We start from the raw sequence: 22091 nt of genomic DNA, 5'->3' as shown, positions 1-22091 counted from the left end.
AACTCAACAAGGCATGGGTGCTCGGCGGCGCGCGTAGTGCCACCACGTCACCGCGATACAGATCAGATAAAAGCCGATGAACAGGTACAGCGCGGCCTCCGGACCGCCGGTCAGCTTGATCGAGCTGCCGTAGCTCTTCGGGATGAAGAAGCCGCCGTATGCGGCAAACGCCGCCGTGAAGCCGAGCGTCGCCGCGGCTTCGGTGTTGCCTTGCTTGGTCGCGCGCTCGACGGCGTCGCGATCGCGCGGGTCTGCTTCGCGCAGATTCAACGCGAGAAAGATCGCGGGAATCATGCGGAAGGTCGAACCGTTGCCGATGCCCGTCGTGAAGAACAGCACGAGGAAGCTGACGAAGAAGCCGCCAAAGCTGCCGCCCGACGGTCCCGACGGCAAGAAGAACAGCACGCCGCCCACGGCCAGCGCCATGACCACGAAGTTCCACAGCGTGACGCGCGCGCCGCCCAGCTTATCGGCGAGCCAGCCGCCGAACGGCCGCACGATCGCGCCGATCAGCGGACCGAGCCAGGCATAGGCGAGCGGATTGATGGCCGGGAATTCATTCTTGATCAACAGCGGGAAGCCGGCGGCATAACCGATGAACGAACCGAAGGTGCCCAAATAGAGCAAGCACATGAGCCAGTTGTGCTTGCGGCGGAAAATCGCCGCTTGCGCCGCAAACGAGGCTTTCGCTTGCGCGATGTCGTTCATGCCGAACCAAGCGGCGATCGAGGCGGCGGCGATCCACGGCACCCAAATGAATGCTGCGTTTTGCATCCAAACTTGGGACGTATGACCGGCCTTGATGATCGTTTGCGGTGCGCCTCCGAAGATGCCGAGCACGCCGACCGTGACAACGAGCGGACTCAAGAACTGAACGACGGACACGCCGAGGTTGCCGAGCCCGGCATTCACGCCAAGCGCCGATCCCTTGCGCTCCTTCGGAAAGAAGAAGCTGATGTTGGCCATGCTCGAGCTGAAGTTGCCACCGCCGAAGCCGCACAGCAATGCGAGTACGAGCATCGTCGTGTAAGGCGTCGTGTTGTCTTGCACCGCGAAGCCGATGCCAAGTGCGGGCACGAGCAGCGAAGCGGTGGAAATCGCGGTCCAGCGCCGGCCGCCGACGAGCGGGACCATGAACGAGTAGAAGATGCGCAACGTCGCGCCGCTGAGCGCCGGCGCCGCCGCGAGCCAGAAGAGTTGGTCGGTCGAGTACTTGAAGCCGAGCGCCGGCAAACTCACCGCAACGACGCTCCATACCTGCCAGATTGCAAACGCCAGGAACAGCGCCGGCACCGAGATCCACAGGTTCAACTTTGCGACGGCTTCGCCCTCGCGTTCCCAAAAAGCTTTGTCTTCCGGCGTCCAGATTTCGAGCGTATGACCGCTTCGCTGCGTCAGCGAACGGATGTGCATGACGACACCTCTATCGATTGGATTGGGCGTCGGCGTCGCGGCTAGTTCGACAGGTGTTGCGAGCAAGCTCGCGCCGACGACTGAGAAACTAACCGGTCGGCGCGCCGCACAAATTGATGCGGATCAACTAGCTCAAAGAGTGATATTTCTCGCGACAAGATGTCCGAGGCGACTCTGTCGCGTTCATGCGAGGTGTTGACGCGCGTCAAATTCGCGCGAGAGGGAGAGGGGCAGAATCGATCGAACTGCGGCCGTCCGAGCGCGGCAAGGGACGAACGCCCGGCGGCAGTGCACGCGCGCTCGGCATGGACGGCGCCCCGGGCGGGACGCCTGGCCTATTACGGAACCAAGTAAGGCGAGATGCGCTTGAGCGCGTTTTCCACGTACGTCTCTTTTTCGCCCACGGGCGCCACGTAATGCAGCGCCGAAGCGGCGGCGTCGATCCCTTCCGTGCGCGCAATGATCCACGCGGCGAGATAAGGCGAGGCCAGGCAGCCGCCCGCCGTCGCGACGTTCCCTTTCGCGAAAAACGGCTGATTGAGCACCTCCACCCCGGCCTCTAGCACCCAAGGCTTGGTCGTCAAATCCGTGCAAGCCGCGATGCCCTCGAGCAGGCCCAGCTTCGCTAAGATCAGCGCGCCCGAGCACTGCGCCGCAATCAATTGACGGCTCGGATCCAGCGCGAGGCGCGGCAACAGTTGCGCGTCGGCGACGATCTCGCGCGTCTTCATGCCGCTACCGACCAGCACGGCGTCCGCGGCGTGGGCGTCCTCGAGCAGCGACTGCGCGCGCACGCGGACACCGTTCATCGAAACGACCTCGCCTTGCGGGCAACACAGCGATACGCGCCAATCCGCCTTTTTGACACGATTGAGCACGCCCAGTGCAATCAGCGAGTCGAGTTCATTGAAACCGTCGAAGGTCAGGATGGCGATATGCATAGGATTTAGCGGGGTAGCGACTTGTATGGGTTCGGGGGTGCACTATCCTATGCCCAATGCGCCATGTAATCAAAAAATGGCGAGCGGTGCAATTGACGCCAATCAACGTGTGGACAGCCGCGCTCGCCTACGATGGCTACAAGGGTAGCGTCGGCCCCGCAGGCGCGCGCGAATGGAAACCAGGGCCGCATCATCGCGGCAAGGAGCATCGCATGGACGACAGCTACGAGCGCCGAGCCCTGCTGCTGCATTTGGGCGGCGTATTGCAGACGACGAGCCTGCTGATGGAACACGAGCGCGGCGACGAGACGCTCGCGGAACTGATCGAAGCGCAACCGTTGCTCGCCGACGTCCCGCTTCTCGAATACAGCTATCAGCAAATGACCGTGCGCGAGCTTGCGACGGCCGCCTTGCGCGCGTTTTGCTTGTGGCCGCAGTTGCTCTTGGAAGCGCCGCTCGATCGCGCTGCGCTTGCCGCCTCCGTACGCGAGCACCTTTTCCGCGACAACGCGCAGGGCTGGTCCTCTTATGCCGCCGCGCTGCAATCGGAGGTGGCATGGTTCGGGAAACCGGCCGTAGCGAACGGCCGCCGCAACGACGGCAACGGCGACGCGCGCCGTAGCGCGTAGCGCGCCCGCCCCGCTCGCGCGCCGGGCGCCGGCCGGTCGACCCGCTCAATGCGCCTTCGGCTGAAACCCGGGTGCGCCCACCTGCCAGAGCGAGAACGCCCACTCGTCGGCGAAACGATCGGCCGTTTGCTTGACGCTCGAGCCGATGCCGTGCCCCGCATCGTAGTCGACGCGCAGCAGGACCGGCCGGCCGCTCGAAGTCGCCGCCTGCACGCGTGCCGTCATCTTCAGCATGTGCCACGGCGACACGCGCGGATCGTTGGCGCCCGTCGTGAACATGACCGCCGGATAGGGCGTCCCGTCATGAATGTGCGCATACGCACTCATCGCATAGAGGCCGTGAAATCCCGCTTCGTTCGATGTCGAGCCCATCTCGGGCACGTTCGGCGGCCCATTGGGCTCGGTCTCGAAGCGCAACGCGTCCGATACGCCGACATCGTCGAGCACCACGCGGAACAATCCCGGATCGATCGTCAGCGCGCCGCCCATCACTATCCCGCCGGCGCTGCGGCCGTTAGCCACCAAATACCGGCGCTGCGTGTAGCCCTGATCGATCATGTACTGCGCGCCCGCCAGGAAGTCGAACATCGTATTGATCTTCCAGCGCTTTTGCCCCGCGCGATGCCAGGCGTCGCCATACTCGCCGCCGCCGCGCATGTGCACGACCGTCATGATGCCGCCCTGCTCGAACCAAGCGCGCCATGCGCTTTGGTAGTTCGGATCCAGCGACAAGCCGTAACTGCCGTAGCCGTAGATGATGGTCGGGTGCGAGCCGTCGCGCAGGATGCCCTTCTTCGAAATGATCGAAACGGGCACGCGGGTGCCGTCGTAGCTCGTCGCGAAGGTCTCCTGCGCTTCGAGTTCGTCGGACTCGGTCTTCGATGGCGGAATCAATCCCGTATCGGCCGCCGCTTGTGCCCCGGGCGCGTAGGCCAGCTCGCGCGGCGCCTTGATCCAACCTCGCAACTCGAACATCACGCCCGGCAGCTTCGCGTCGGGCTTAAGATCGCGAATCGCGCCCGCGAACGGCAGCCCGATCGTGCGCCCGTGCTTGCCGTCCAAGTTCGTGCGATGCAACTCGAACGTCGCGCCCGCGCGCTCAGCCAGATAGATGCCATCGCTTGCGAGCGTGAAGGTGTCGATGACGTTGGCCCCCTCCGGCACGACGACCTGCGCGTGTGCGAGATCGGGCTGTGCCAGCGGCGCCGATACGAGCTTGAAACGCGGGGCGTCTTTGCCCGTCAACGCGTACAGGCGATCGCCGCGCAGTTGCACGTCGACGACGCCGTCCTCGGGGCTTGCGATCTTTTTCCAAGGCGTGCCGGCGCCGTGGATATCCGCGACTCGAGCGACGTAGAAGGTGTTCGGGTTCTCGTCCATATTGTGATTCGCCACGGCGACGGCGTAAGGCGAATCGGGCGACAGCAACACGTAGGCGCCCTGCCCCTCGGGCACGTCGAGCTTGGGCGACACGCCACGGCCGAAGACTGCCTCGTCGCCTTCGCCATCGGCATGCCGGCCGAGCACGTGCAACCGCGTCACCGCGTTGTACTCGCTCAATGCGGGCGGTGTATCTGGGCCGGCCTGCGGGTAGCGCAGATAAAAGAACGAGCGGTTGTCGTTGCGCCACGAGACGACGCAGGCGCTCGTGCGATCGATCGCCTCGGCAAGCGTCTTGCCGCTTTCGACATCGACCACATGCAGCACGCTCTTTTCGGATCCACCCTCCGAAATGCCGTAGGCCACATAGCGCCCGTCCCACGACGGCGCATACCAATCGAGCGCGAAATGGCGCGAGCTATCCGTAGAGAGTTGGGCCGGATCGACGAGCACGTGCTCTGGCCCATCCACGCCGTCGCGATACGCGAGCTTGAAGAGGTTTTCACCGGCCGCGGCCGTTTGATAAAACAGCCGATGACCGCGGCGCGTGAAATCCGTACGCCGCAAATCGCCGCCCATCAGCGTTTCGATGCGGGCAGCGAGCGCGTCGCGCCCTGGAATCGCGGCCAACACGCGGCGCGTGTAGTCGTCCTGCGCTTTCATCCAGGACTGAACCTCTGGGTCCTTCAGGTTCTCCATGTAGCGGTAATTGTCGACGAACGGCGTGCCGAAGTAGGTGTCGGTCACCGGGCGCACCGGGGCGACGGGGGGCGTGTCGGCACACCAAGCGGCGCTCGAGGCGGTCAAGCAAGACAGCAGCGTTACAACCCAAAGAGACTTGTTTCGTTTCATTGTTGTGATCGCTCCAAGTAACGACGCGCAAGATTAACGCGCCGTGTGCCTGGGCGATAGTAGAGAACTTGTTCGAATGACATGGCGAGCGGCGCATGGGTGCGCGGTATCGCCGGCGCCGCAACCGGTCACCCCTGCAATGTTTTTGGGCCCGCTGCGATACGCAACGGCTCGCGCGCATCGGAAGTCGCCCGCATCACACGGCGGCTTCGAATTCGCGCGCGACGATGTCGATGAACGCTTGCACTCGCGCGGTCTTATACAGATCGGTGTGCGTCACGAGCCAAACGTCGAAGTGGTCGCAGCGCTTGGGCATGACACGCACGAGCTCGGGCTCGTCATCGGCTCGAAAGCATGGCAACTCGGTGACGCCAAGGCCGCAAATGGCCGCCTCGAACAGCATCATCGTCGAAGAGGTTTGAAAGGCGATCCTCCCGCGACGAGTCGGCTCGCCGCATAACGCCTCCCACATCGACGGCACCACGGGCCGCTGATACATCACGAGATCGTGGCCTTCGAACGCCTCGCCCTCGCGCGGCTCGCCGCGCGCCGCCAGATAGGCGCGCGAGGCGTAGATGCCCGATTCGAGTTGCGCGAGGCGGCGCACGATCAGATCGGGCGACTCGGGCCTTAGCGTGCGAATCGCGATGTCGGCCTCGCGCCGCGTCAGATTGGCCATGCCCGCAGATGTCACGCAAATGACTTCGATGCCCGGATGGGCCGCGCGCAGCTTCGCGATCGCGGGCACGACGAAGCGCTTGCCGAGCGAATCGGTGGTCGCCACCCGTATCGCACCGCACAATTGGTCATCCATGCCGACAATGCGCCGCTCGACTTGATGCACGGCTTGCTCCATCGCCTCGCACGGACCGATCAGCGCTTCTCCGGCCGGGGTCAGCACGTACATCGTCGGCGTCCGCAAAAAAAGCCGCGCCGACAGCGCCTGCTCGAGGGCCGCGATGCGACGGCCGACAGTCGCTTGATCCACGCCCAGGCGCGCCGCCGCACCACGCAACGTGCCCGTGCGCGCCACTGCCAAGAAAAAACGCGCGTTGTCCCAGTTTGTCATCGCTGCCTACGAACCCTCGTGCACATCGTTGACGGTGATGCATTTTTGCATCACTACCCTGCAAATTCACTGCTTTGTCGCTGCGCCTCCAGTTTATAGACTTGCGGCATTGAACACCACGCACCGAGTCCGAGGCTTCCATGACCGACTGCATCGCTTCATCGCTCCCATCCGAATCCTGCGACGACCGGCATGCCGCCGTCAGGCGGCGCCTCACGCTCGCTTTCGTCGCGAGCGGCATGTTCATGGCGGTGCTCGACACGACGATCGTGAACGTTGCGCTGCCCGCGATGCGCATGCACTTGGGCGCATCCGTCGGAGCACTTGCGTGGATCGTCGATGCCTATACGCTCAGCTTCGCGGCGCTCATCCTCGCCGGTGGCGTCGCATCGGACCGCTTCGGCGCCAAAACCGTCTACCTCTGCGGATTGGCGTTGTTCGTTCTCGCCTCGGCAGCATGCGGGCTCGCGCCGTCGGTCGCGCTCTTGATCGCGGCCCGCTTCGCTCAAGGGATGGGCGCGGCGTTGTTCCTACCGGCGTCGCTCGCCATCGTGCGCGCGACGTTCGATGACCCGGCGCAGCGCGCCAAGGCAATTGCTGCGTGGGCCGGCATCGCATCGGTGGCCGCTGCGATAGGCCCCGTAGCGGGCGGGCTCCTAGTCGATGCTTTCGGGTGGCGCAGCGCATTTCTCGTCAACGTGCCGACCGGCGTGGCGGCGCTGGCCGGCGCCGCGATGGTTGTTCGCGCAACCAATCCCGCAAAGTTCCGCCGTTTCGATTGGGTCGGACAGGTCGCCAGCACCATTGCGCTTGCCGCGCTCTGCTTCGCGGCAATCGAGCTGCCGACCAGAGGCATCGGCGCGCGCGAAGTTCACGTTGCCATCGCCCTCGCAGTCTTCGCCACGGCGCTCTTGATCGTCGCCGAGCGCCGCAGCGCCGATCCGATGGTGCCCATTGCGTGGTTTCGCAATGCGACGTTCGTCGCGATGAACGTGAGCGGAACGCTCGTCTATGTCGGCTACTTCGGTCTACTGTTCGTGTTGAGCCTGTATTTGCATGGCGTACGCGGCCTCGATGCACGGCACACCGGGCTTGCGATGTTGCCGATGGCGGCGAGCCTTTCGCTGGGCAATGTGCTCGCCGGAAAGTTGCAAGCGCGCGCGAGTGCAGCCCATCTCATGACGATAGGCCTGGTAGTCGCGACCGTCGCGGGACCGGCCATGGCGCTGGCGCTCGAAGGGAACGCCGCGTGGGGCTGGGTGTTCGCGGCGATGACGGCGTTCGGGATCGGCACCGCGCTCTCGGTGCCGCCGATGATTGCGACCGTCCTCGAACAAGTGCCCGGCGAATCGGCGGGCGTCGCATCGGGCCTGCTCAATGCGTTGCGCCAAGCCGGGAGCTTGTTGGGCGTCGCGTTCGCCGGTGCGGCCACACTGTTGTGTGCGCAACTATCCACGGCTTTGATCGTGGTCGGCGCCATGGCGGGCTTCGCTTACGCGGGCTCCGCTTTCCTCGCGGCTCGATCGGCGGGCGCCGCGCGCGCCCCGGCGGACAGTATGGCCGGCTCGCCAGCCCGGCATGCGGCCGAGAATTTGGATTAATCTGACGGCCGCACATAATTGCCGTGCAGCAACGAACGATCTGCGCGGAATTCGTCGTTTTCAGATGCAAAGCGAGCGAATATTGCAAAACCGAGCAACATCTCCTGCGCACTTTCGCATGACCGGCGTCGAAGCATTCTTAAAATGGATTTGACGGTAATCCTGGCTCGTATATGCTCATCTTTAGGTTCTAGCCGGTGATGTGTCGTAACCCGTGATTGCTGCGCCGCATCGGTCGATGCTCGGCACCGGCGCGGACTGGGCGTCCATTCGATCGCGCCATGCGCTGCGCGCGGGACGCGCAACACCCTGAACATCACCGAGTCGAGTGTCATCGTGAGAGTCCGAGGCCCTTTGGTTAGATGGAATCGCAGTACGCGCGCGAATCGTTTTCGCGCCGACCGCGCCATCGCCGACGGCTGCACCGGCAAACTTGCGTTTCGCCGGTTTCTGCCCGTCTTCACCATCCTTTCCTGCCGCTCCATTCGCCGCCATAACGTCACGTCGGCTCGCGCGCATATCGCCGTGCATATCGACGACGCGTCCTCGTTGCTGCCGTAGCGCCTCTTTTCCGTCGCAACTCATCCAGCGCTTTGCGCATGCAGTTCACGCCGGTTCGGCGTGGGGGTCCGCGCGCGCGTAGCAAAACCGAGCGCGCATCGCGCATGCCAGTAACGGCCGCCCATCATCCGCTATTAGTTAGTTATGCTAAACAAACCGCTCGTCGGCGTGATCGCCGACACGACCGAATTCGGCGCCCACCCGGCTCACGTCGCGGGCGACAAATATGTCATGGCCGTGGTGGACGGCGCACAGGCGCTCACGGTCATCGTGCCCGCGCTTGGAACACGGCAGTCGAGCGAAGACATGCTGCAAGCGCTCGATGGCCTCGTCTTCACCGGCAGCGCGTCCAACGTCGAACCGCATCGCTACGGCGGCGAGCCGAGCGAGCCTGGCACGCTGCACGACCGCGCGCGCGACGCAACGGCGCTACCGCTCATGCGCGCAGCGATCGACGCGGGCGTGCCCGTGCTTGCCATCTGCCGCGGATGCCAAGAGATGAACGTCGTCTACGGCGGCACGCTGCATCAACGCGTGCATGAAGTCGACGGCCTCAGCGATCATCGCGAGCGCCACGCCGATCCGCTCGACGTGCAATACGGCCCCGCCCATCCCGTTCGCCTAGTCGAAAACGGCGTGCTGTGCGCGCTGAACGGCGGCCGCGCACAGGCACGCGTGAATTCGCTGCATACGCAGGGGATCGCCGCGCTCGCGCCGCATCTCATCGTCGAGGCCATCGCCCCCGACGGCCTGATCGAAGCCATTCGCCCGGCCGATGCGCGCGCGTTCGCGCTAGGCGTGCAGTGGCACCCCGAATGGAAGCATGCGGACGATCCGCTTTCGCGCGCCCTCTTTCGCGCCTTCGGCGAGGCGTGCCGTGCGCGGCTAGGCGCACGCACGGCGCAAAGTCTTGCCTAAGCGCGCGGCCGACGCGCACATCACAACGAACCGAGAAAAGCCATGCAAGTCATCGACGAGTTTCTTCGCAAGCATCACATCACCGAGATCGAGGCGATCATCCCCGATATGGCCGGCATCGCGCGCGGCAAGATCATTCCGCGCAGCAAGTTCGAGGCGGGCGAAGCGATGCGCCTGCCGCAAGCGGTCATGATCCAGACCGTCACCGGCGAATATCCCGACGACGGCAGTCTCACCGGCGTCACCGATCCCGACATGCTCTGCGTGCCCGATCCGTCGACGATTCGGCTGATCCCATGGGCGGTCGATCCCACGGCCCAGGTGATCCACGACTGCGTGAAGTTCGACGGCACGCCGGTGGCGATTTCCCCAAGACGGGTTCTACGCCGCGTGCTGGAGTTATACGAAGCGAAGGGTTGGAAGCCTGTCGTTGCGCCCGAGCTCGAGTTCTACCTGGTCGAAGTCAACAAGGACCCCGACTTGCCGCTGCGGCCGCCCGTGGGCCGCACGGGCCGCGCGGAAACGGGACGCCAAGCGTATTCCATCGAGGCCGTCAACGAGTTCGATCCCTTGTTCGAAGACATCTACGAATACTGCGACATTCAAGAGCTCGAAGTCGACACCTTGATCCACGAAGTGGGCGCGGCGCAGATGGAGATCAACTTTTTGCACGGCGATCCGCTCAATCTCGCCGACCGCGTCTTTCTATTCAAGCGCACGGTGCGCGAAGCGGCGTTGCGCCATCACATGTACGCCACGTTCATGGCCAAGCCGATGGAGGGAGAGCCGGGCTCGGCCATGCACGTGCATCAGAGCTTGGTCGATGCCGAGACGGGCCGCAATTTGTTCACGGGCAGCGAGGGCGAGCCCACCGAACTGTTCTATCAGTACATCGCGGGCCTGCAAAAATATACGCCCGCGCTCATGCCGATTTTCGCGCCGTACATCAATTCGTACCGCCGCCTATCGCGCTTCATGGCTGCGCCGATCAATGTGCAATGGGGTTATGACAACCGCACCGTGGGCTTTCGCATTCCGCATTCTTCGCCTGCCGCACGACGCATCGAGAATCGCATCCCAGGGGTCGACTGCAATCCGTATCTGGCGATTGCCGGGACGCTGGCCGCGGGCTACCTCGGGCTCACGCAACGCCTGGCGCCAACCGAGCCGCTTGCAAACGACGGCTACCGCATGCCCTACCAATTGCCGCGCAATTTGGAGGAAGGCCTGACGCTGATGGGCGCTTCCGAACCGCTTGCCTCGATTCTCGGCGAAACCTTCGTGAAAGCGTTTCTCGCGCTGAAAGAAACGGAATACGACGCATTTTTCCGCGTGATCAGTTCGTGGGAGCGCAGGCATTTGCTGCTGCACGTTTGAAGCACGCGATGCATCGCAACCGAAAGGATCCAACCCAATGAATTCCGAATTCGACACCTTCGATCGGCCCCACCTCGCACCCGCCGCGCAAGCGCGCCCTGTGCCGAGCACGGCCGACTACCGTGCGCTCGATGCCGCGCACCATCTGCATCCGTTCTCCGATATGGCCGCGCTCAATCGAGCGGGCAGCCGCGTCATCGTCAAGGCCGACGGCGTCTATTTATGGGACTCGGACGGCAATCGAATCATCGACGGCATGGCGGGGCTATGGTGCGTCAACGTCGGCTACGGCCGCAAAGAACTCGCCGAGGCCGCCTATCGCCAATTGTCGACGCTGCCCTACTACAACACCTTCTTCAAGACGACGCATCCGCCCGTCATCGAGCTCTCCGCCTTGCTGGCCGAACTCGCGCCCGAGCCGTTCAATCACTTCTTCTATTGCAACAGCGGTTCGGAAGGCAACGACACCGCGCTGCGCATCGTCTATCGATACTGGGCGACGCAAGGCAAACCGTCGAAGAAGTACGTGATTTCGCGCTGGAACGGCTATCACGGATCGACGATCGCGGGCGCCACGCTCGGCGGCATGGCGTACATGCACGAGCAGATGCCGTCGAAAGTCGAGCACGTCGTTCACATCGATCAGCCCTACTTTTTCGGGGAAGCGAGCGCCGACGCGGCGCCCGATGCATTTGGCCTCGCCCGCGCCCGGCAACTCGAAGCGAAGATCCTCGAGTTGGGCGCGGATAACGTCGCTGCGTTCATCGGCGAGCCGTTTCAAGGCGCGGGCGGCGTCATTTTCCCGCCCGCCACCTACTGGCCCGAAATCGAGCGTATTTGCCGAAAATACGACGTATTGCTGATCGCGGACGAAGTGATCGGCGGGTTTGGGCGCACCGGCGAATGGTTCGCCCATCAGCACTTCGGTTTCAAGCCCGATCTGCTCACGCTCGCCAAGGGTCTCACGAGCGGATACGTTCCAATGGGCGCGGTCGCGCTCCACGAGCGCATCGCTCGTCCCATCATCGAGAACGGCGAGTTCAATCACGGGCTGACCTACTCGGGGCACCCCGTCGCAGCGGCGGTCGCTGTCGCCAACCTCACGCTGTTGCGCGACGAGGGGATCGTCGAGCGCGTCAAAGCCGACACCGGCCCCTACTTGCAGGCTTGCTTGCGGCAAGCGTTCGAAGACCATCCTATCGTCGGGGAAGTCGCGGGCGCGGGCCTCGTCGCCGGCATTCAACTCGCGCAAGCGCCGCGCATGCGGACACGCTTTCCGAACGGCGGCGAGATCGCCTCGCTTTGCCGCGACTTCTGCTTCAACGGCAACCTCATCATGCGCGCCTCGGGCGACCGCATGTTGCTCTCGCCCCCGCTCGTCATCACGCGCGCGCAAATCGACGAAATCGTGGAGAAGGCCAAACAGGCGATCGACGCGACGGCAAAGCGAATCGGACCATGATGCCGGCTTACGCCCCAAGCCTAGCGTCGAGCCGACGCGTCAATTCGCGCAAGCCATCGGAAATCGCCACCGGGTAGGGCTCGTTCCGGTCCAGCGAGCGCTGCGCGGGCGTTAGCGCCCGCAGAGCTCGCTGCGCGTGCTGGCGCGCCGCTTCGAGCGTCACCGGCGGCCCGCAGCGCTTTCCGTCGCGCATGACCGGCTCGAGCAGCGGCTCGCCATCGCGCCGTTCTCGCTCGAGCGTCACGAGGTCCCCCGCCATGACGCCGTTCGCTCCATACACGCGGTACACGGCCTTGCGTCCCGGCCACGTCGCCTTTCCTTCCGAACGCTTGCGCCGCGGCTCGTTCGCATACTCGACGAGCTTGTACGCACAGTCGAGATACGGCGCGTCGGCCGACGTGTTCATGCGCGTGCCCACTCCAAAGCCGTCGATCGGTGCATGCTCGTCTACCAACTGACGCAACCGGTACTCGTCGAGGTTGCCGCTCGCGAAGATCGTGACGCCTGCTAGGCCTCCCGCATCGAGGATGCGCCGCACGCGCCGCGCGTGTTCGCCCAGATCGCCGCTATCGAGCCGCACGGCTTGAATCGAGATGCCGTCCTTGGCCAGACGCGGCGCGAGCGCGACGACTTTGCGCGCCGCGTGTTCCGTGTCGTACGTGTCGATGAGCAGCGTCGCGTTCGTTGGCTGAGAACGAGCGAATTGCTCGAACGCGTGGGCTTCGTCGTCGTGCGCCTGCACATACGAATGCGCCATCGTCCCGAAGACGGGAATACCGAACGCGAGTCCCGCGGCCAGCGTCGCCGTGCCGCTAAAACCGGCTAGGAAGCTTGCGCGCGCCGAAAGCCAGGCCGCTTCCGCGCCATGCGCGCGGCGCAGCCCAAAATCGACGAGCAGCTTCTCGGGCGCGGCGAGCACGCAGCGCGCTGCCTTGCTCGCAACCAAGGTCTCGAAATGCGCAAGATTGATGAGGCGGCTTTCGACGAGCTGCGCTTCGCGCATCGGCGCGGTAACGCGCAAAAACGGCTCGTCGGGAAAGAAGACGGTGCCTTCGCGCATGGCGTCGACATCGCCCGTGAAGCGCAAGTGCTCGAGCGACCTGAGAAAGGGCGTGGAGAATCGCCCGGTGCGCGACAACCCCGACAGATCTTCAGCGGTGAATCGCAGTTGCTCGAGGTAATCGACGACCTGCTCGAGCCCGGCCGCCATCAGAAAGTTGCGCCCCGTGGGAAGCGCACGCACGAACAGCTCGAACGATGCAGTTTCGTTCATGCAGGCGTCGAAATACGCCTGGAGCATCGTCAGTTCGTATAGATCGGTGAGAAGCGCGCTACCGAGCGATAGCTTCATGGCGTTCCTCTCCCGTTCGGGTCATCGAATCACATGATGCCCGACTGGCGCCTAACGCTGCGCGCGGTGGCTAACGTATGCGCGCGAATGCTTGCGCGACGAGGCGGCAATTTTCCGACCAATGCCTGCCGCCTTCATCGTTCGGAGCGCTTCTCGGGCCCTCGATGGAAGCGGATCAACCCGGTTTGCCGTCGATCCGCGGCGAGGTCAAGAAAGGCGCATAGCGGATCAGATAGACGATAAACGCCGCGCACCAAGCGCCGCCAGCGATATCGATCCACATAGCGTTTGCGCCGGGCAACAGCAGTGGACCGAACACGCGTGCGAGCGCGGCCACGATCATGAGCCAGTAGCTGGCGATCTCGAACGGACCGGCCACCAGCACACGCCCGGTGTGACCGAGCGCGGTGCGCGTGATCATCGCCATGATTGCGCCGCCCATCGCCCCGACCGTCAACGCGTGAATCGCAAGCGAATGCGCGACCAAGCCGAGGGCCGAACAAGCGAGCAATGCGAAACCGAGCGGAATCCACAGACACGCCACGTGCAGCACCCACAGAATCGGGCGCGCCCCGACCCGCCACGAGCGCCACCCCGCCATGCGCACCAAGTGAATGATCGCCGTTGCCGCGGCGCACGCGGCAACGAGCCACCCTGGCGCGCCGGCAGCATCCGCGATCAGCGCGATCAGGGGCATCGGCGTCGACCACGTGTCGATGAACTTCCACCGTTTGATGGTGAGACCTTTGATCGCATTGGTCGTGAACATCGGCACGACGCGGCCTGTGATAACGGCGATGAACATGATGACGAGGCCCGTGGTCGCATAGGCCGAGCGCAAAGCCAGATCGACGCGGCCCTGCCATGCGTACCAATGAAATAGCGCGTTGAGCACGCCCAACAACGCCAGCGCGACGGGCAAGAAAATGTTGTGCCGATTCTTGGCCGCAATCAGCACGCGCAATAGCACGACGGCCGCAATCGGCAGGAACGACACGTCGACGACGGCGGCCACGGGCTCCGGACCGGTCCAAACCAGCACGCGCCCGACCGCCCAAAGCAACCAGAGGGCGCCTAGCGGCGCGCCGGTGGGCGTCGGACGCGAAGTCCAGGCGCGCACGGCCGTCAGCAAGAACCCGACGACGATCGCCGCCACGAAGCCGAACAACATCTCGTGCACGTGCCAGAGCATGCCCGACAGTTGCGCGCTCTGCCCCGCCCCGCCGTGACCGCGCAGCGTCGATAACCACAGCGCGATGGCGACGAGACCGAAAGCGGCCCCTGCAAGGTAAAACGGACGGAATCCGAGGCGCAAGACCGGCAGACCCGATGCTTGCTGAGTTGCGCCGCGCTCGAGCGGCTCATTGATCTTCATTGTCATGCCGTTTCCCCTTGAGCGGCAGATCGCCGCCCGAGGCATTCATATTAGGCGTTCGTTTCGTCCGCCGAATGCGCGATTTGCGACCCCGATCGCGCTGGCTCCCGCGTCCGTGCGGGATTTCGTTGCACCGCCCATATACATCACATGGTGATACAAATACCGCAAGCATAGCGCGTTGTCACCCCTCTAGCGGGTCACTGCGACAATATGCTCGTCAGCAAGGCCACGCCGTCGCTTTATCGTGGTAGCCGAAACCACTCATCGGCCAAAGGAGGAAAAAATGCTAAGTCCACACGAATTCGCCGCGCTCCTGCTCGTCGGAGACACACGCGACTTGGACGGGCTCGATCGAGACGACTTGGCTTCGCTGGTCGAGCGTCAGCTCGTCGCGCTGGACAAATTGGTGACAGGCCCGCAGTTGCGCCTGACCGAGCGTGGCGCATGCGTGGTCAGGGCCGTGACGAGGCGCCCTCATTAGGCCCAGCGCGCCGGGCAGCGATGAAGGCGAGACACAGTGAAGTGCGGTAGTATCCGCACCGAAGCGAAAAGCGAGCGCCGCGCGGCGGTCCCGGCCGACAGACCCGCGGCTAGCGCCACTGGCTCTCGCGCCCGTCCACTCATTCGATGCCTCACCGCTCGTCCGTCCACCGTGTCACAGTCTCTTTCTTCCTCTGCCCCGAGTTTCGACGAATATTGCGCGCAGAAGGCCGCGCCCGCCGGATCGAGCGCCTACTATGCGCTTCGCCAGGCGCCGCTCGCCCGGCAGCCGCTATTGACTGCTCTGTTCGCGCTGCGCCGGGAGCTGGAAGAAACGGTGAAGGACACGACCGATCCGACCGTCGGACGGACGAAGTTGGCGTGGTGGCAAAAGGAAACGGCCGCGCTGGCCGCCGGGCAACCGTCACACCCCGTCTCCCGTGCACTCGCCGCCCACTGGGACGATATCGAAGCGCAAGCCCCGATGCTGCGCACGCTCGTCGCCGGGTTCGAGATGGATTTGGATCAAGCGCGGTACCTCGATTTCGCCAATCTTAGGCGCTACATCGAGCGTGTCGGGGGCACATTCGCGAGCGCCGTCGCTAGCGTCACGGCACGCGAGCGTGAGCGCACTCAGGAGTGGGCGCCGGCGCTCGGCAACGCGCTCATGCTCGCGCAATTCGTGCAAGAGCTAGGCAACGATGCCCGCCACGGGCGCATCTACTTGCCGATCGACGAATTGCAGCGTTACGGTGTGACGGCGGCCGAACTGATCAACCGCAAGTACACCCCGGCCTTCACGGAGCTCATGCGCTTTCAAACGGATCGCGCGCGCGAATCGCTCCACGCGGCGCTCGCCGGCGTACCGGCCTCCGAGCGCGCGACGCAGCGCACGCTCAAAGCGCAAGCGGCCATGGCGCTCGCACTGCTCGAGGAAATCGAGCGCGACCAGTTTCGAGTACTGCATCAGCGCATTGCGCTCACGCCGATCCGAAAACTGTGGATCGCTTGGCGCGCTGCACGCAAGCGCTGACATACCGGATCGCATGCGCGTTCCATATCGTCCGGGCGCAATTTGCGTCGCGATGCACGAGAACGGCCGCGCAAACCGGCCCGATGGGCGCGGCGACCAGAATGAGAGCGATCGCCGCAACGATGCAAGTCGAGTGCAGCAAACGGTTGTCGCCGCGCTCGGTATGGCGTTGGCCCGCGCTTACCGCTTGTAGAGTTCGCGCACCGCGTCTTCGATATGCTGACGCAATAAGCGCCGCTCGTCGGCAGTCATGTGGCCGTCTCGTTGGTGGTCGCTGAACTCGCCCGGCATCGAGCCTGTGCGCACGATCGGCGCGGATGCGGCCGGTGGCGCCGGATTCGCGAGCGGTGCGCGCTGTCGCGGCAGGTAACGATGATGCGCGGCCGAGCGCTCGCGCAGCGGCCCTTGGGCCCGTGCTTCGGCTGTAACGGTCAGACTGGCGACAGCGCCGGCGATGGCGACCGCGGCGACCCGCGCACGCAAGCGCGGCAACGCGCGTCCCACCGTCATCTTGTTCCCTTCGTCATGCGGCAACCGGCTACCTCGAATTACGTGTGCAGATGCCCGATCGATGTCGAGCGCGAGCGAAAGATGTTATGGGATGAAGTATCCACCGAACAGCCGCTATCCGTGAAGCAGTTTAAGTGGACGCCGTTTACGCGGCGCATCAACACGGGTAAATTTTGTAACTGTCTGTAACCCTACAATTTCACGTTTCGCGCCCCGCTTTCCAATCGCGCTAAGATGCCGCCCATGGAAACTAAAAACCCTTCGAAGATTCTCGTCGTCGACGACGACCCCCGCTTGCGCGATTTGCTGCGCCGCTACCTGGGCGAGCAAGGCTTCAACGTCTACGTTGCGGAGAACGCGCCCGCGATGAACAAGCTGTGGGTGCGCGAGCGGTTCGACCTGCTCGTGCTCGATCTCATGCTGCCCGGCGAAGACGGCCTGTCGATTTGCCGCAGGCTGCGCGGCAGCAACGACCGCACGCCCATCATCATGCTGACGGCCAAGGGCGAAGACGTCGACCGCATCGTCGGGCTCGAGATGGGCGCCGACGACTACCTGCCCAAGCCGTTCAACCCGCGTGAGCTCGTCGCGCGCATTCACGCGGTGTTGCGGCGTCAGTCGCCGTCGGAACTGCCCGGCGCGCCGTCGGAGACCGCCGAGGTGTTCGAATTCGGCGACTTCGCGCTGAATCTGGCCACGCGCACGCTGACCAAATCCGGCCAAGAGATTCCGCTCACGACGGGCGAGTTCTCCGTGCTGAAAGTGTTCGCGCGCCATCCGCGCCAGCCGCTCTCGCGCGAAAAGCTGATGGAGCTCGCGCGCGGGCGCGAGTACGAGGTCTTCGACCGCAGCCTCGACGTGCAGATCTCGCGTCTGCGCAAGCTGATCGAGGTCGATCCTAGCAGTCCCCGCTTCATTCAAACCGTCTGGGGCCTCGGCTACGTCTTCATCCCCGACGGCGCGGCGTGACCTTCGCTCTGTCGCCTAGCGCACCCGAATAAGCCCCATGCGCATCGACCGGCGGTTTCTCGCCCACGCGTTCGGGGGCTTGTTCTGGCGCACGTTTCTTTTGATCGCGCTGCTGATCGCGGTCAGCCTCGCCGCGTGGTTTCAAAGTTTCCGCGTGATCGAGCGCGAGCCGCGCGCGCAGCGCGTGGCGCTGCAGCTCGTGGCGATCGTCAAGCTCACGCGCACTGCGCTGCTCTACTCCGATCCGGACTTGCGCCGCGCGCTGCTGCAAGACCTCGAAAGCAACGAAGGCGTGCGCGTCTATCCGCGCGAGACCTCGGACAAGTTCAAGCTGCAGCCCGACGAGTCGCTGAACCGGCTCATCGAGCACGACATCCGCGGCCGGCTCGGGGACGATACCGTCATCGCGCAATCGGTGAACGACATACCGGGCGTGTGGATCAGCTTCAAGATCGACGACGACGACTATTGGGTCGCGCTCGACCGCGATCAACTCGATAGCGTCACGGGGCTGCAGTGGGCCGGCTGGGGCGTGTTCGCGCTCGCGTTGTCCTTGTTCGGCGCCGCCTTCATCACGAGTCTCGTGAACCGGCCGTTTGCGCGCTTGGCCGCGGCCGCCCGCAAGGTGGGCCTGGGCCATACGCCCGAGCCGTTGCCCGAGCGCGGGCTCGGCGTGGCGGCGGAGACCAACCGCAGCTTCAACCAAATGGTGCGCGACCTCGAGCAACTCGAGGCCGACCGTGCGCTGATGCTCGCCGGCATCTCGCACGATCTGCGCACGCCGCTCGCGCGGTTGCGGCTGGAGACGGAAATGAGTCCTTCCGATCAAACGACGAAAGACGCCATGATCGACGACATCGAGCAAATGGACTCGATCATCGGCCGCTTCCTCGACTACGCGCGGCCGCCGCAACACTTCTCGCGCGCCGTCGATCTATCGCTGATCGCGGGCGAGATGGCCGCTCGCATGGCCAGCGAGGACGGCGTGCGCCTCATTTCGCGCCTAGCCGACGAGGCCATCATTGAAGCCGACGAAACCGACCTGCGGCGCGTGGTCGGCAATTTGCTCGAAAACGCAAAGAAGTACGGCGTGAGCGAGAGCGACGGCATCCCGCACATCATGCTGGAAACGCGCGTTTCGCATTCTCGCGTGGAGTTGTCCGTTCTGGACGAAGGGCCCGGCATTCCCGAGGACCAAATCGGGCTCGTCACGCGGCCGTTCTATCGTGTCGATTCGGCGCGCAGCCAGGCGAACGGGACGGGCCTTGGGATGGCCATCGTGCAGCGCCTCGTGAGCCGCCACCGCGGCACGCTCAAGCTGCGCAACCGCGCACCGGGCCCGGGCCTCGAAGTGACGATCGAGTTCCCGCTCGCCAAGAGCGCGTGAGGCGCGAGACGGCAGCGCCGCAAGGAAGCTATCGCGCCAGTTAGAACATTCTATCCGCTGCATTAGTTAAATTCTATTGCCATAAATATTCAATAGCGATACAGTAGGGGCCATGCAACGCATTCGTTACAGCGAGCAGGTACTTTTGAACAACGCGTTTCTTCCCAACCAGACACAGGAGTCACCGCATGAAAACCGTCGGCGATAAACTCGAAGCGTTCACCGTCACCGCTGCAAAGCCGGGCTTCAACCACCACGAAGAAAACGGTCAATCGGCATTCGAAGAGATCACCGAACAGTCGTTCCCGGGCAAGTGGAAGATCATCTACTTCTATCCGAAGGATTTCACGTTCGTTTGCCCGACGGAAATCGTCGAATTCGCAAAGCTGCAAAAGGACTTCGCAGAGCGTGACGCCGTACTGCTGGGCGGCAGCGTCGACAACGAGTTCGTCAAGCTCGCATGGCGCCGCGAGCACAAGGACCTGGACAAGCTGAACCACTACGCGTTCGGCGACGTCAAGGGCGAACTGATCGACCAACTGGGCGTGCGCGACAAGGAAGCCGGCGTGGCCCTGCGCGCGACGTTCATCGTCGATCCGGACAACACGATCCAGCACGTTTCGGTCAACAACCTGAACGTCGGCCGCAACACGCAAGAAATTCTGCGTATCCTCGACGGCCTGCAAACGGACGAGCTGTGCCCGTGCAACCGCTCGGTCGGCGGCGCGACGCTGTAAGCGCAGCCCTGGCCCGAAGCCCGCTATGGTCTCTCGAAGCCGGCGGGCTTTTTTATCGACGCAGCGATAGGAGAAAACAATGGAATTCTTGAATTCGATTAAGGAATGGATCCCCGACTACGCGAAGGACATTCGCCTGAACCTGGACGGTACGATCGCGCGTTCGTCGCTGGAAGGCAATGATGCGGTGGGCGTGGCGCTGGCCGCCGCATTCGCCGCCAAGAGCCGCACGATCGTCGAGGGGATCCGCGCGGCTGGCGTGCTCTCGCCCGAGGAATTGAACGGCGCGCAGACGGCGGCTGCGTTGATGGGGATGAACAACGTCTGGTATCCGTTCGTCGAGATGGCAGAGGATGCCGATTTGAAGACCCAGCGCGCCGAGTTACGCATGGGCGCCTATGCTTCGCATGGCGGCGTCGACAAGCGTCGCTTCGAAATGTATGCGCTGGCTGCCTCGATCGTGGGCAAGTGCCATTTCTGCATCCAATCGCACTTCGCGCTGCTCAAGAACGAGCAAGGGATGTCGGTGCAGCAACTGCGCGATGTGGGCCGGATCGCCGCCGTGGTCAATGCCGCCGCGCAGGTGATCGCCGCGGAAGGCAAGTAACGAGGCTAGCCTAGATCTGCCGGGGGGGCGTGCGTGAGCCGTAGCGCAGGCCCGTGTGAGCCCGGCCTGCCTGATACACGGGCTGCGCACGAGTCCCGCCTACGCCCCCCTACGCCGCTTGCGCCGAGCCGCTGAGCAAGACGACGGCTTGCGCCTCGATGCCTTCCCCTCGGCCCAAATAACCGAGCTTTTCGTTCGTCTTGGCTTTGACGTTCACGCAGGCCACAGGCAGCGCGAGATCCTCGGCCAGGTTGACGCGCATGGCCTCGATGTGCGGCGCGAGCTTGGGCGCCTGAGCGATGACCGTGCTGTCCACGTTCACGATGGCAAAGCCCGCCTGCTTGATGCGCGCCGCGCATTCTCGCAGCAGCACCCGGCTGTTCGCGCCGGCGAAGCGCGTGTCCGTATCGGGGAAATGACGGCCGATGTCGCCCAGCCCCGCGGCGCCGAACAGCGCATCGGTCACGGCATGCAGCAGCACGTCCGCATCCGAATGGCCAAGCAAACCGCGTTCGTAGGGAACGGTCACGCCACCGATGATGAGCGGCCGCCCGGGCACCAACGCATGCACGTCGTAGCCCTGTCCGATTCTGAAATTCATGTTCAAGTCCTATTGGTTGCCAATTGCCGCCGCGATTGCGCTCGTCATCGCGCTTGCGGTTGCGGTACGGTTTTTCGTGGGCTCGTGCGGGCAAGCGGCGGCGCTATCGCGCGCCTTGCGGCAGATCCTGCGTCAAAATGGCCTCGGCCAGCGCGAAGTCTTCGGGATACGTCACCTTGAAATTGCGCAAGCTGCCCTGCACCAAGCGCGGTGCATGCCCCAGCCATTCGACCGCGCTCGCCTCGTCGGTCAAATCGTGCCCGTCGCGCTCGGCCCGAGCGATCGCCTCGCGCAGCATGCCGATGCGAAACATCTGCGGCGTCTGCGCCTGCCATAGGCCATTGCGAGACTCGGTACGCGCGATTCGGTCGCCCTGGTCGATATCGACGCGCTTGAGCGTATCGGCTACGGGCAGCGCCATGATCCCGCCCACCGGATCGTCGGCGAGCGCGGCGATCAGCGAGCGAATGAGCGCGGGCGTGATGCCCGGCCGCGCCGCGTCGTGCACGAGCACCCAGTCGTCATCGCGTGCGCCGAACGCTGCCAGCGCGTCGAGCCCGTTCTTCACCGAGGCTTGCCTGGACGCCCCGCCGCACCGCCGCACGGCAAAGCGCAGCGGCGCGAAACGGGCTTCGTCGAAATGCGTGTCGTCGGGCGAAATGACGACGAGCGTTTGCGAAAGTTCGTCGCAGGCATCGAACGCGGCGAGCGTGAAATACAGCAGTTCGCGCCCAGCCAGCGTGCGGTATTGCTTGGGCATCGGCGCGCCGGACCGGCTGCCGGTGCCCGCGCAGGGAATCAGTGCAAAAAAGCGGGAAGTCACGAAATCGGGGCG

General features: G+C 64.2%; 21 protein-coding genes. 12 read left to right on the top strand and 9 right to left on the bottom strand.

Going from position 1 to position 22091, the window contains the following annotated elements; all coding sequences use genetic code 11:
* Positions 1-3: 3 nt before the first annotated feature.
* Both MMB74_RS08135 and MMB74_RS08130 read right to left on the bottom strand, forming a co-directional pair.
* On the bottom strand, positions 4-1413 hold the full coding sequence (locus MMB74_RS08135; RefSeq protein WP_277428089.1) for a NarK family nitrate/nitrite MFS transporter: 1410 nt from the start codon (positions 1411-1413) through the stop codon (positions 4-6).
* A 338-nt stretch (positions 1414-1751) separates the two neighbouring features.
* Positions 1752-2354: a DJ-1/PfpI family protein gene (locus MMB74_RS08130; RefSeq protein WP_277428088.1), complete on the bottom strand. Its 603-nt coding sequence runs from the start codon at positions 2352-2354 to the stop codon at positions 1752-1754.
* 86 nt (positions 2355-2440) lie between these two features.
* Between MMB74_RS08130 and MMB74_RS08125 the strand changes: the two genes are divergently transcribed.
* Positions 2441-2983 (top strand): hypothetical protein, encoded by a 543-nt coding sequence (locus MMB74_RS08125; protein ID WP_277428087.1) that lies wholly within the window; start codon positions 2441-2443, stop codon positions 2981-2983.
* Between the two features lie 45 nt (positions 2984-3028).
* On the opposite strand, the gene MMB74_RS08120 is transcribed toward MMB74_RS08125, so the two are convergent.
* Complete coding sequence (locus tag MMB74_RS08120; protein WP_277428086.1) at positions 3029-5215, bottom strand: prolyl oligopeptidase family serine peptidase; 2187 nt, start codon at positions 5213-5215, stop codon at positions 3029-3031.
* A gap of 196 nt (positions 5216-5411) precedes the next feature.
* The gene (locus MMB74_RS08115) at positions 5412-6284 is read right to left on the bottom strand and encodes a LysR family transcriptional regulator (protein WP_277428085.1); all 873 of its coding nucleotides are present in this window, start codon (positions 6282-6284) and stop codon (positions 5412-5414) included.
* 140 nt (positions 6285-6424) lie between these two features.
* Between MMB74_RS08115 and MMB74_RS08110 the strand changes: the two genes are divergently transcribed.
* The 5 genes from MMB74_RS08110 to MMB74_RS08090 all read left to right on the top strand — a co-directional run bounded on the left by MMB74_RS08110 (position 6425) and on the right by MMB74_RS08090 (position 12203).
* Positions 6425-7885 carry an MFS transporter gene (locus MMB74_RS08110; protein ID WP_277428084.1) on the top strand — a complete coding sequence of 487 codons (1461 nt, stop codon included), beginning with the start codon at positions 6425-6427 and terminating at the stop codon, positions 7883-7885.
* Positions 7886-8239: 354 nt separating this feature from the next.
* Positions 8240-8446 (top strand): hypothetical protein, encoded by a 207-nt coding sequence (locus tag MMB74_RS08105; RefSeq protein WP_277428199.1) that lies wholly within the window; start codon positions 8240-8242, stop codon positions 8444-8446.
* Positions 8447-8590: 144 nt separating this feature from the next.
* A complete protein-coding gene (locus MMB74_RS08100; protein WP_277428083.1) occupies positions 8591-9364 on the top strand; it encodes a gamma-glutamyl-gamma-aminobutyrate hydrolase family protein in 774 nt (257 codons plus the stop codon).
* 42 nt (positions 9365-9406) lie between these two features.
* Positions 9407-10741 carry a glutamine synthetase family protein gene (locus tag MMB74_RS08095; protein ID WP_277428082.1) on the top strand — a complete coding sequence of 445 codons (1335 nt, stop codon included), beginning with the start codon at positions 9407-9409 and terminating at the stop codon, positions 10739-10741.
* Positions 10742-10778: 37 nt separating this feature from the next.
* Positions 10779-12203: an aspartate aminotransferase family protein gene (locus MMB74_RS08090; RefSeq protein ID WP_277428081.1), complete on the top strand. Its 1425-nt coding sequence runs from the start codon at positions 10779-10781 to the stop codon at positions 12201-12203.
* A gap of 7 nt (positions 12204-12210) precedes the next feature.
* Here the strand turns inward: MMB74_RS08090 and MMB74_RS08085 are convergent, their stop codons facing one another.
* Positions 12211-13554, bottom strand: a complete 1344-nt coding sequence (locus tag MMB74_RS08085) for a nicotinate phosphoribosyltransferase (RefSeq protein ID WP_277428080.1) — start codon at positions 13552-13554, stop codon at positions 12211-12213.
* 175 nt (positions 13555-13729) lie between these two features.
* Positions 13730-14929, bottom strand: coding sequence for an NnrS family protein (locus MMB74_RS08080; RefSeq protein ID WP_277428198.1), 1200 nt, complete (start codon positions 14927-14929; stop codon positions 13730-13732).
* A gap of 286 nt (positions 14930-15215) precedes the next feature.
* On the opposite strand from MMB74_RS08080, the gene MMB74_RS08075 reads away from it, so the two are divergent.
* Both MMB74_RS08075 and hpnD read left to right on the top strand, forming a co-directional pair.
* On the top strand, positions 15216-15413 hold the full coding sequence (locus MMB74_RS08075; protein ID WP_277428079.1) for a hypothetical protein: 198 nt from the start codon (positions 15216-15218) through the stop codon (positions 15411-15413).
* 171 nt (positions 15414-15584) lie between these two features.
* A complete protein-coding gene (gene hpnD / locus MMB74_RS08070) occupies positions 15585-16445 on the top strand; it encodes a presqualene diphosphate synthase HpnD (RefSeq protein WP_277428078.1) in 861 nt (286 codons plus the stop codon).
* 180 nt (positions 16446-16625) lie between these two features.
* Here the strand turns inward: hpnD and MMB74_RS08065 are convergent, their stop codons facing one another.
* Positions 16626-16955, bottom strand: coding sequence for a hypothetical protein (locus MMB74_RS08065; RefSeq protein WP_277428207.1), 330 nt, complete (start codon positions 16953-16955; stop codon positions 16626-16628).
* Between the two features lie 243 nt (positions 16956-17198).
* Here MMB74_RS08065 and ompR point away from each other — a divergent pair, with 243 nt between their 5' ends.
* From ompR to MMB74_RS08045, 4 genes are all read left to right on the top strand, one after another.
* Entirely contained in the window at positions 17199-17924 is a 726-nt protein-coding gene (gene ompR, locus MMB74_RS08060) for a two-component system response regulator OmpR (protein ID WP_277428077.1), read from the top strand.
* Positions 17925-17961: 37 nt separating this feature from the next.
* Positions 17962-19311, top strand: a complete 1350-nt coding sequence (locus MMB74_RS08055; protein WP_277428076.1) for an ATP-binding protein — start codon at positions 17962-17964, stop codon at positions 19309-19311.
* A gap of 188 nt (positions 19312-19499) precedes the next feature.
* Positions 19500-20048: a peroxiredoxin gene (locus MMB74_RS08050; RefSeq protein ID WP_277428075.1), complete on the top strand. Its 549-nt coding sequence runs from the start codon at positions 19500-19502 to the stop codon at positions 20046-20048.
* 79 nt (positions 20049-20127) lie between these two features.
* Positions 20128-20655, top strand: a complete 528-nt coding sequence (locus MMB74_RS08045) for a carboxymuconolactone decarboxylase family protein (protein WP_277428074.1) — start codon at positions 20128-20130, stop codon at positions 20653-20655.
* 109 nt (positions 20656-20764) lie between these two features.
* Here MMB74_RS08045 and ispF read toward each other — a convergent pair whose 3' ends face one another.
* Positions 20765-21256 (bottom strand): 2-C-methyl-D-erythritol 2,4-cyclodiphosphate synthase, encoded by a 492-nt coding sequence (ispF, locus tag MMB74_RS08040; protein WP_277428073.1) that lies wholly within the window; start codon positions 21254-21256, stop codon positions 20765-20767.
* A 103-nt stretch (positions 21257-21359) separates the two neighbouring features.
* Entirely contained in the window at positions 21360-22079 is a 720-nt protein-coding gene (ispD, locus tag MMB74_RS08035) for a 2-C-methyl-D-erythritol 4-phosphate cytidylyltransferase (RefSeq protein WP_277428072.1), read from the bottom strand.
* Positions 22080-22091 lie beyond the last annotated feature (12 nt).

The organism is Trinickia sp. Y13 (assembly GCF_029522115.1).
Lineage (GTDB): Bacteria > Pseudomonadota > Gammaproteobacteria > Burkholderiales > Burkholderiaceae > Trinickia.
This window is presented reverse-complemented; position numbering and strand designations above follow the sequence as displayed.

Coding starts and splice junctions, on each gene's coding strand:
- MMB74_RS08135 (WP_277428089.1), bottom strand. CDS start 1,413: ATGCACATCCGTTCGCTGACGCAGCGAAGCGGTCATACGCTCGAAATC.
- MMB74_RS08130 (WP_277428088.1), bottom strand. CDS start 2,354: ATGCATATCGCCATCCTGACCTTCGACGGTTTCAATGAACTCGACTCG.
- MMB74_RS08120 (WP_277428086.1), bottom strand. CDS start 5,215: ATGAAACGAAACAAGTCTCTTTGGGTTGTAACGCTGCTGTCTTGCTTG.
- MMB74_RS08115 (WP_277428085.1), bottom strand. CDS start 6,284: ATGACAAACTGGGACAACGCGCGTTTTTTCTTGGCAGTGGCGCGCACG.
- MMB74_RS08110 (WP_277428084.1), top strand. CDS start 6,425: ATGACCGACTGCATCGCTTCATCGCTCCCATCCGAATCCTGCGACGAC.
- MMB74_RS08100 (WP_277428083.1), top strand. CDS start 8,591: ATGCTAAACAAACCGCTCGTCGGCGTGATCGCCGACACGACCGAATTC.
- MMB74_RS08095 (WP_277428082.1), top strand. CDS start 9,407: ATGCAAGTCATCGACGAGTTTCTTCGCAAGCATCACATCACCGAGATC.
- MMB74_RS08090 (WP_277428081.1), top strand. CDS start 10,779: ATGAATTCCGAATTCGACACCTTCGATCGGCCCCACCTCGCACCCGCC.
- MMB74_RS08085 (WP_277428080.1), bottom strand. CDS start 13,554: ATGAAGCTATCGCTCGGTAGCGCGCTTCTCACCGATCTATACGAACTG.
- MMB74_RS08080 (WP_277428198.1), bottom strand. CDS start 14,929: ATGAAGATCAATGAGCCGCTCGAGCGCGGCGCAACTCAGCAAGCATCG.
- MMB74_RS08075 (WP_277428079.1), top strand. CDS start 15,216: ATGCTAAGTCCACACGAATTCGCCGCGCTCCTGCTCGTCGGAGACACA.
- MMB74_RS08065 (WP_277428207.1), bottom strand. CDS start 16,955: ATGACGGTGGGACGCGCGTTGCCGCGCTTGCGTGCGCGGGTCGCCGCG.
- ompR (WP_277428077.1), top strand. CDS start 17,199: ATGGAAACTAAAAACCCTTCGAAGATTCTCGTCGTCGACGACGACCCC.
- MMB74_RS08055 (WP_277428076.1), top strand. CDS start 17,962: ATGCGCATCGACCGGCGGTTTCTCGCCCACGCGTTCGGGGGCTTGTTC.
- MMB74_RS08050 (WP_277428075.1), top strand. CDS start 19,500: ATGAAAACCGTCGGCGATAAACTCGAAGCGTTCACCGTCACCGCTGCA.
- MMB74_RS08045 (WP_277428074.1), top strand. CDS start 20,128: ATGGAATTCTTGAATTCGATTAAGGAATGGATCCCCGACTACGCGAAG.
- ispF (WP_277428073.1), bottom strand. CDS start 21,256: ATGAATTTCAGAATCGGACAGGGCTACGACGTGCATGCGTTGGTGCCC.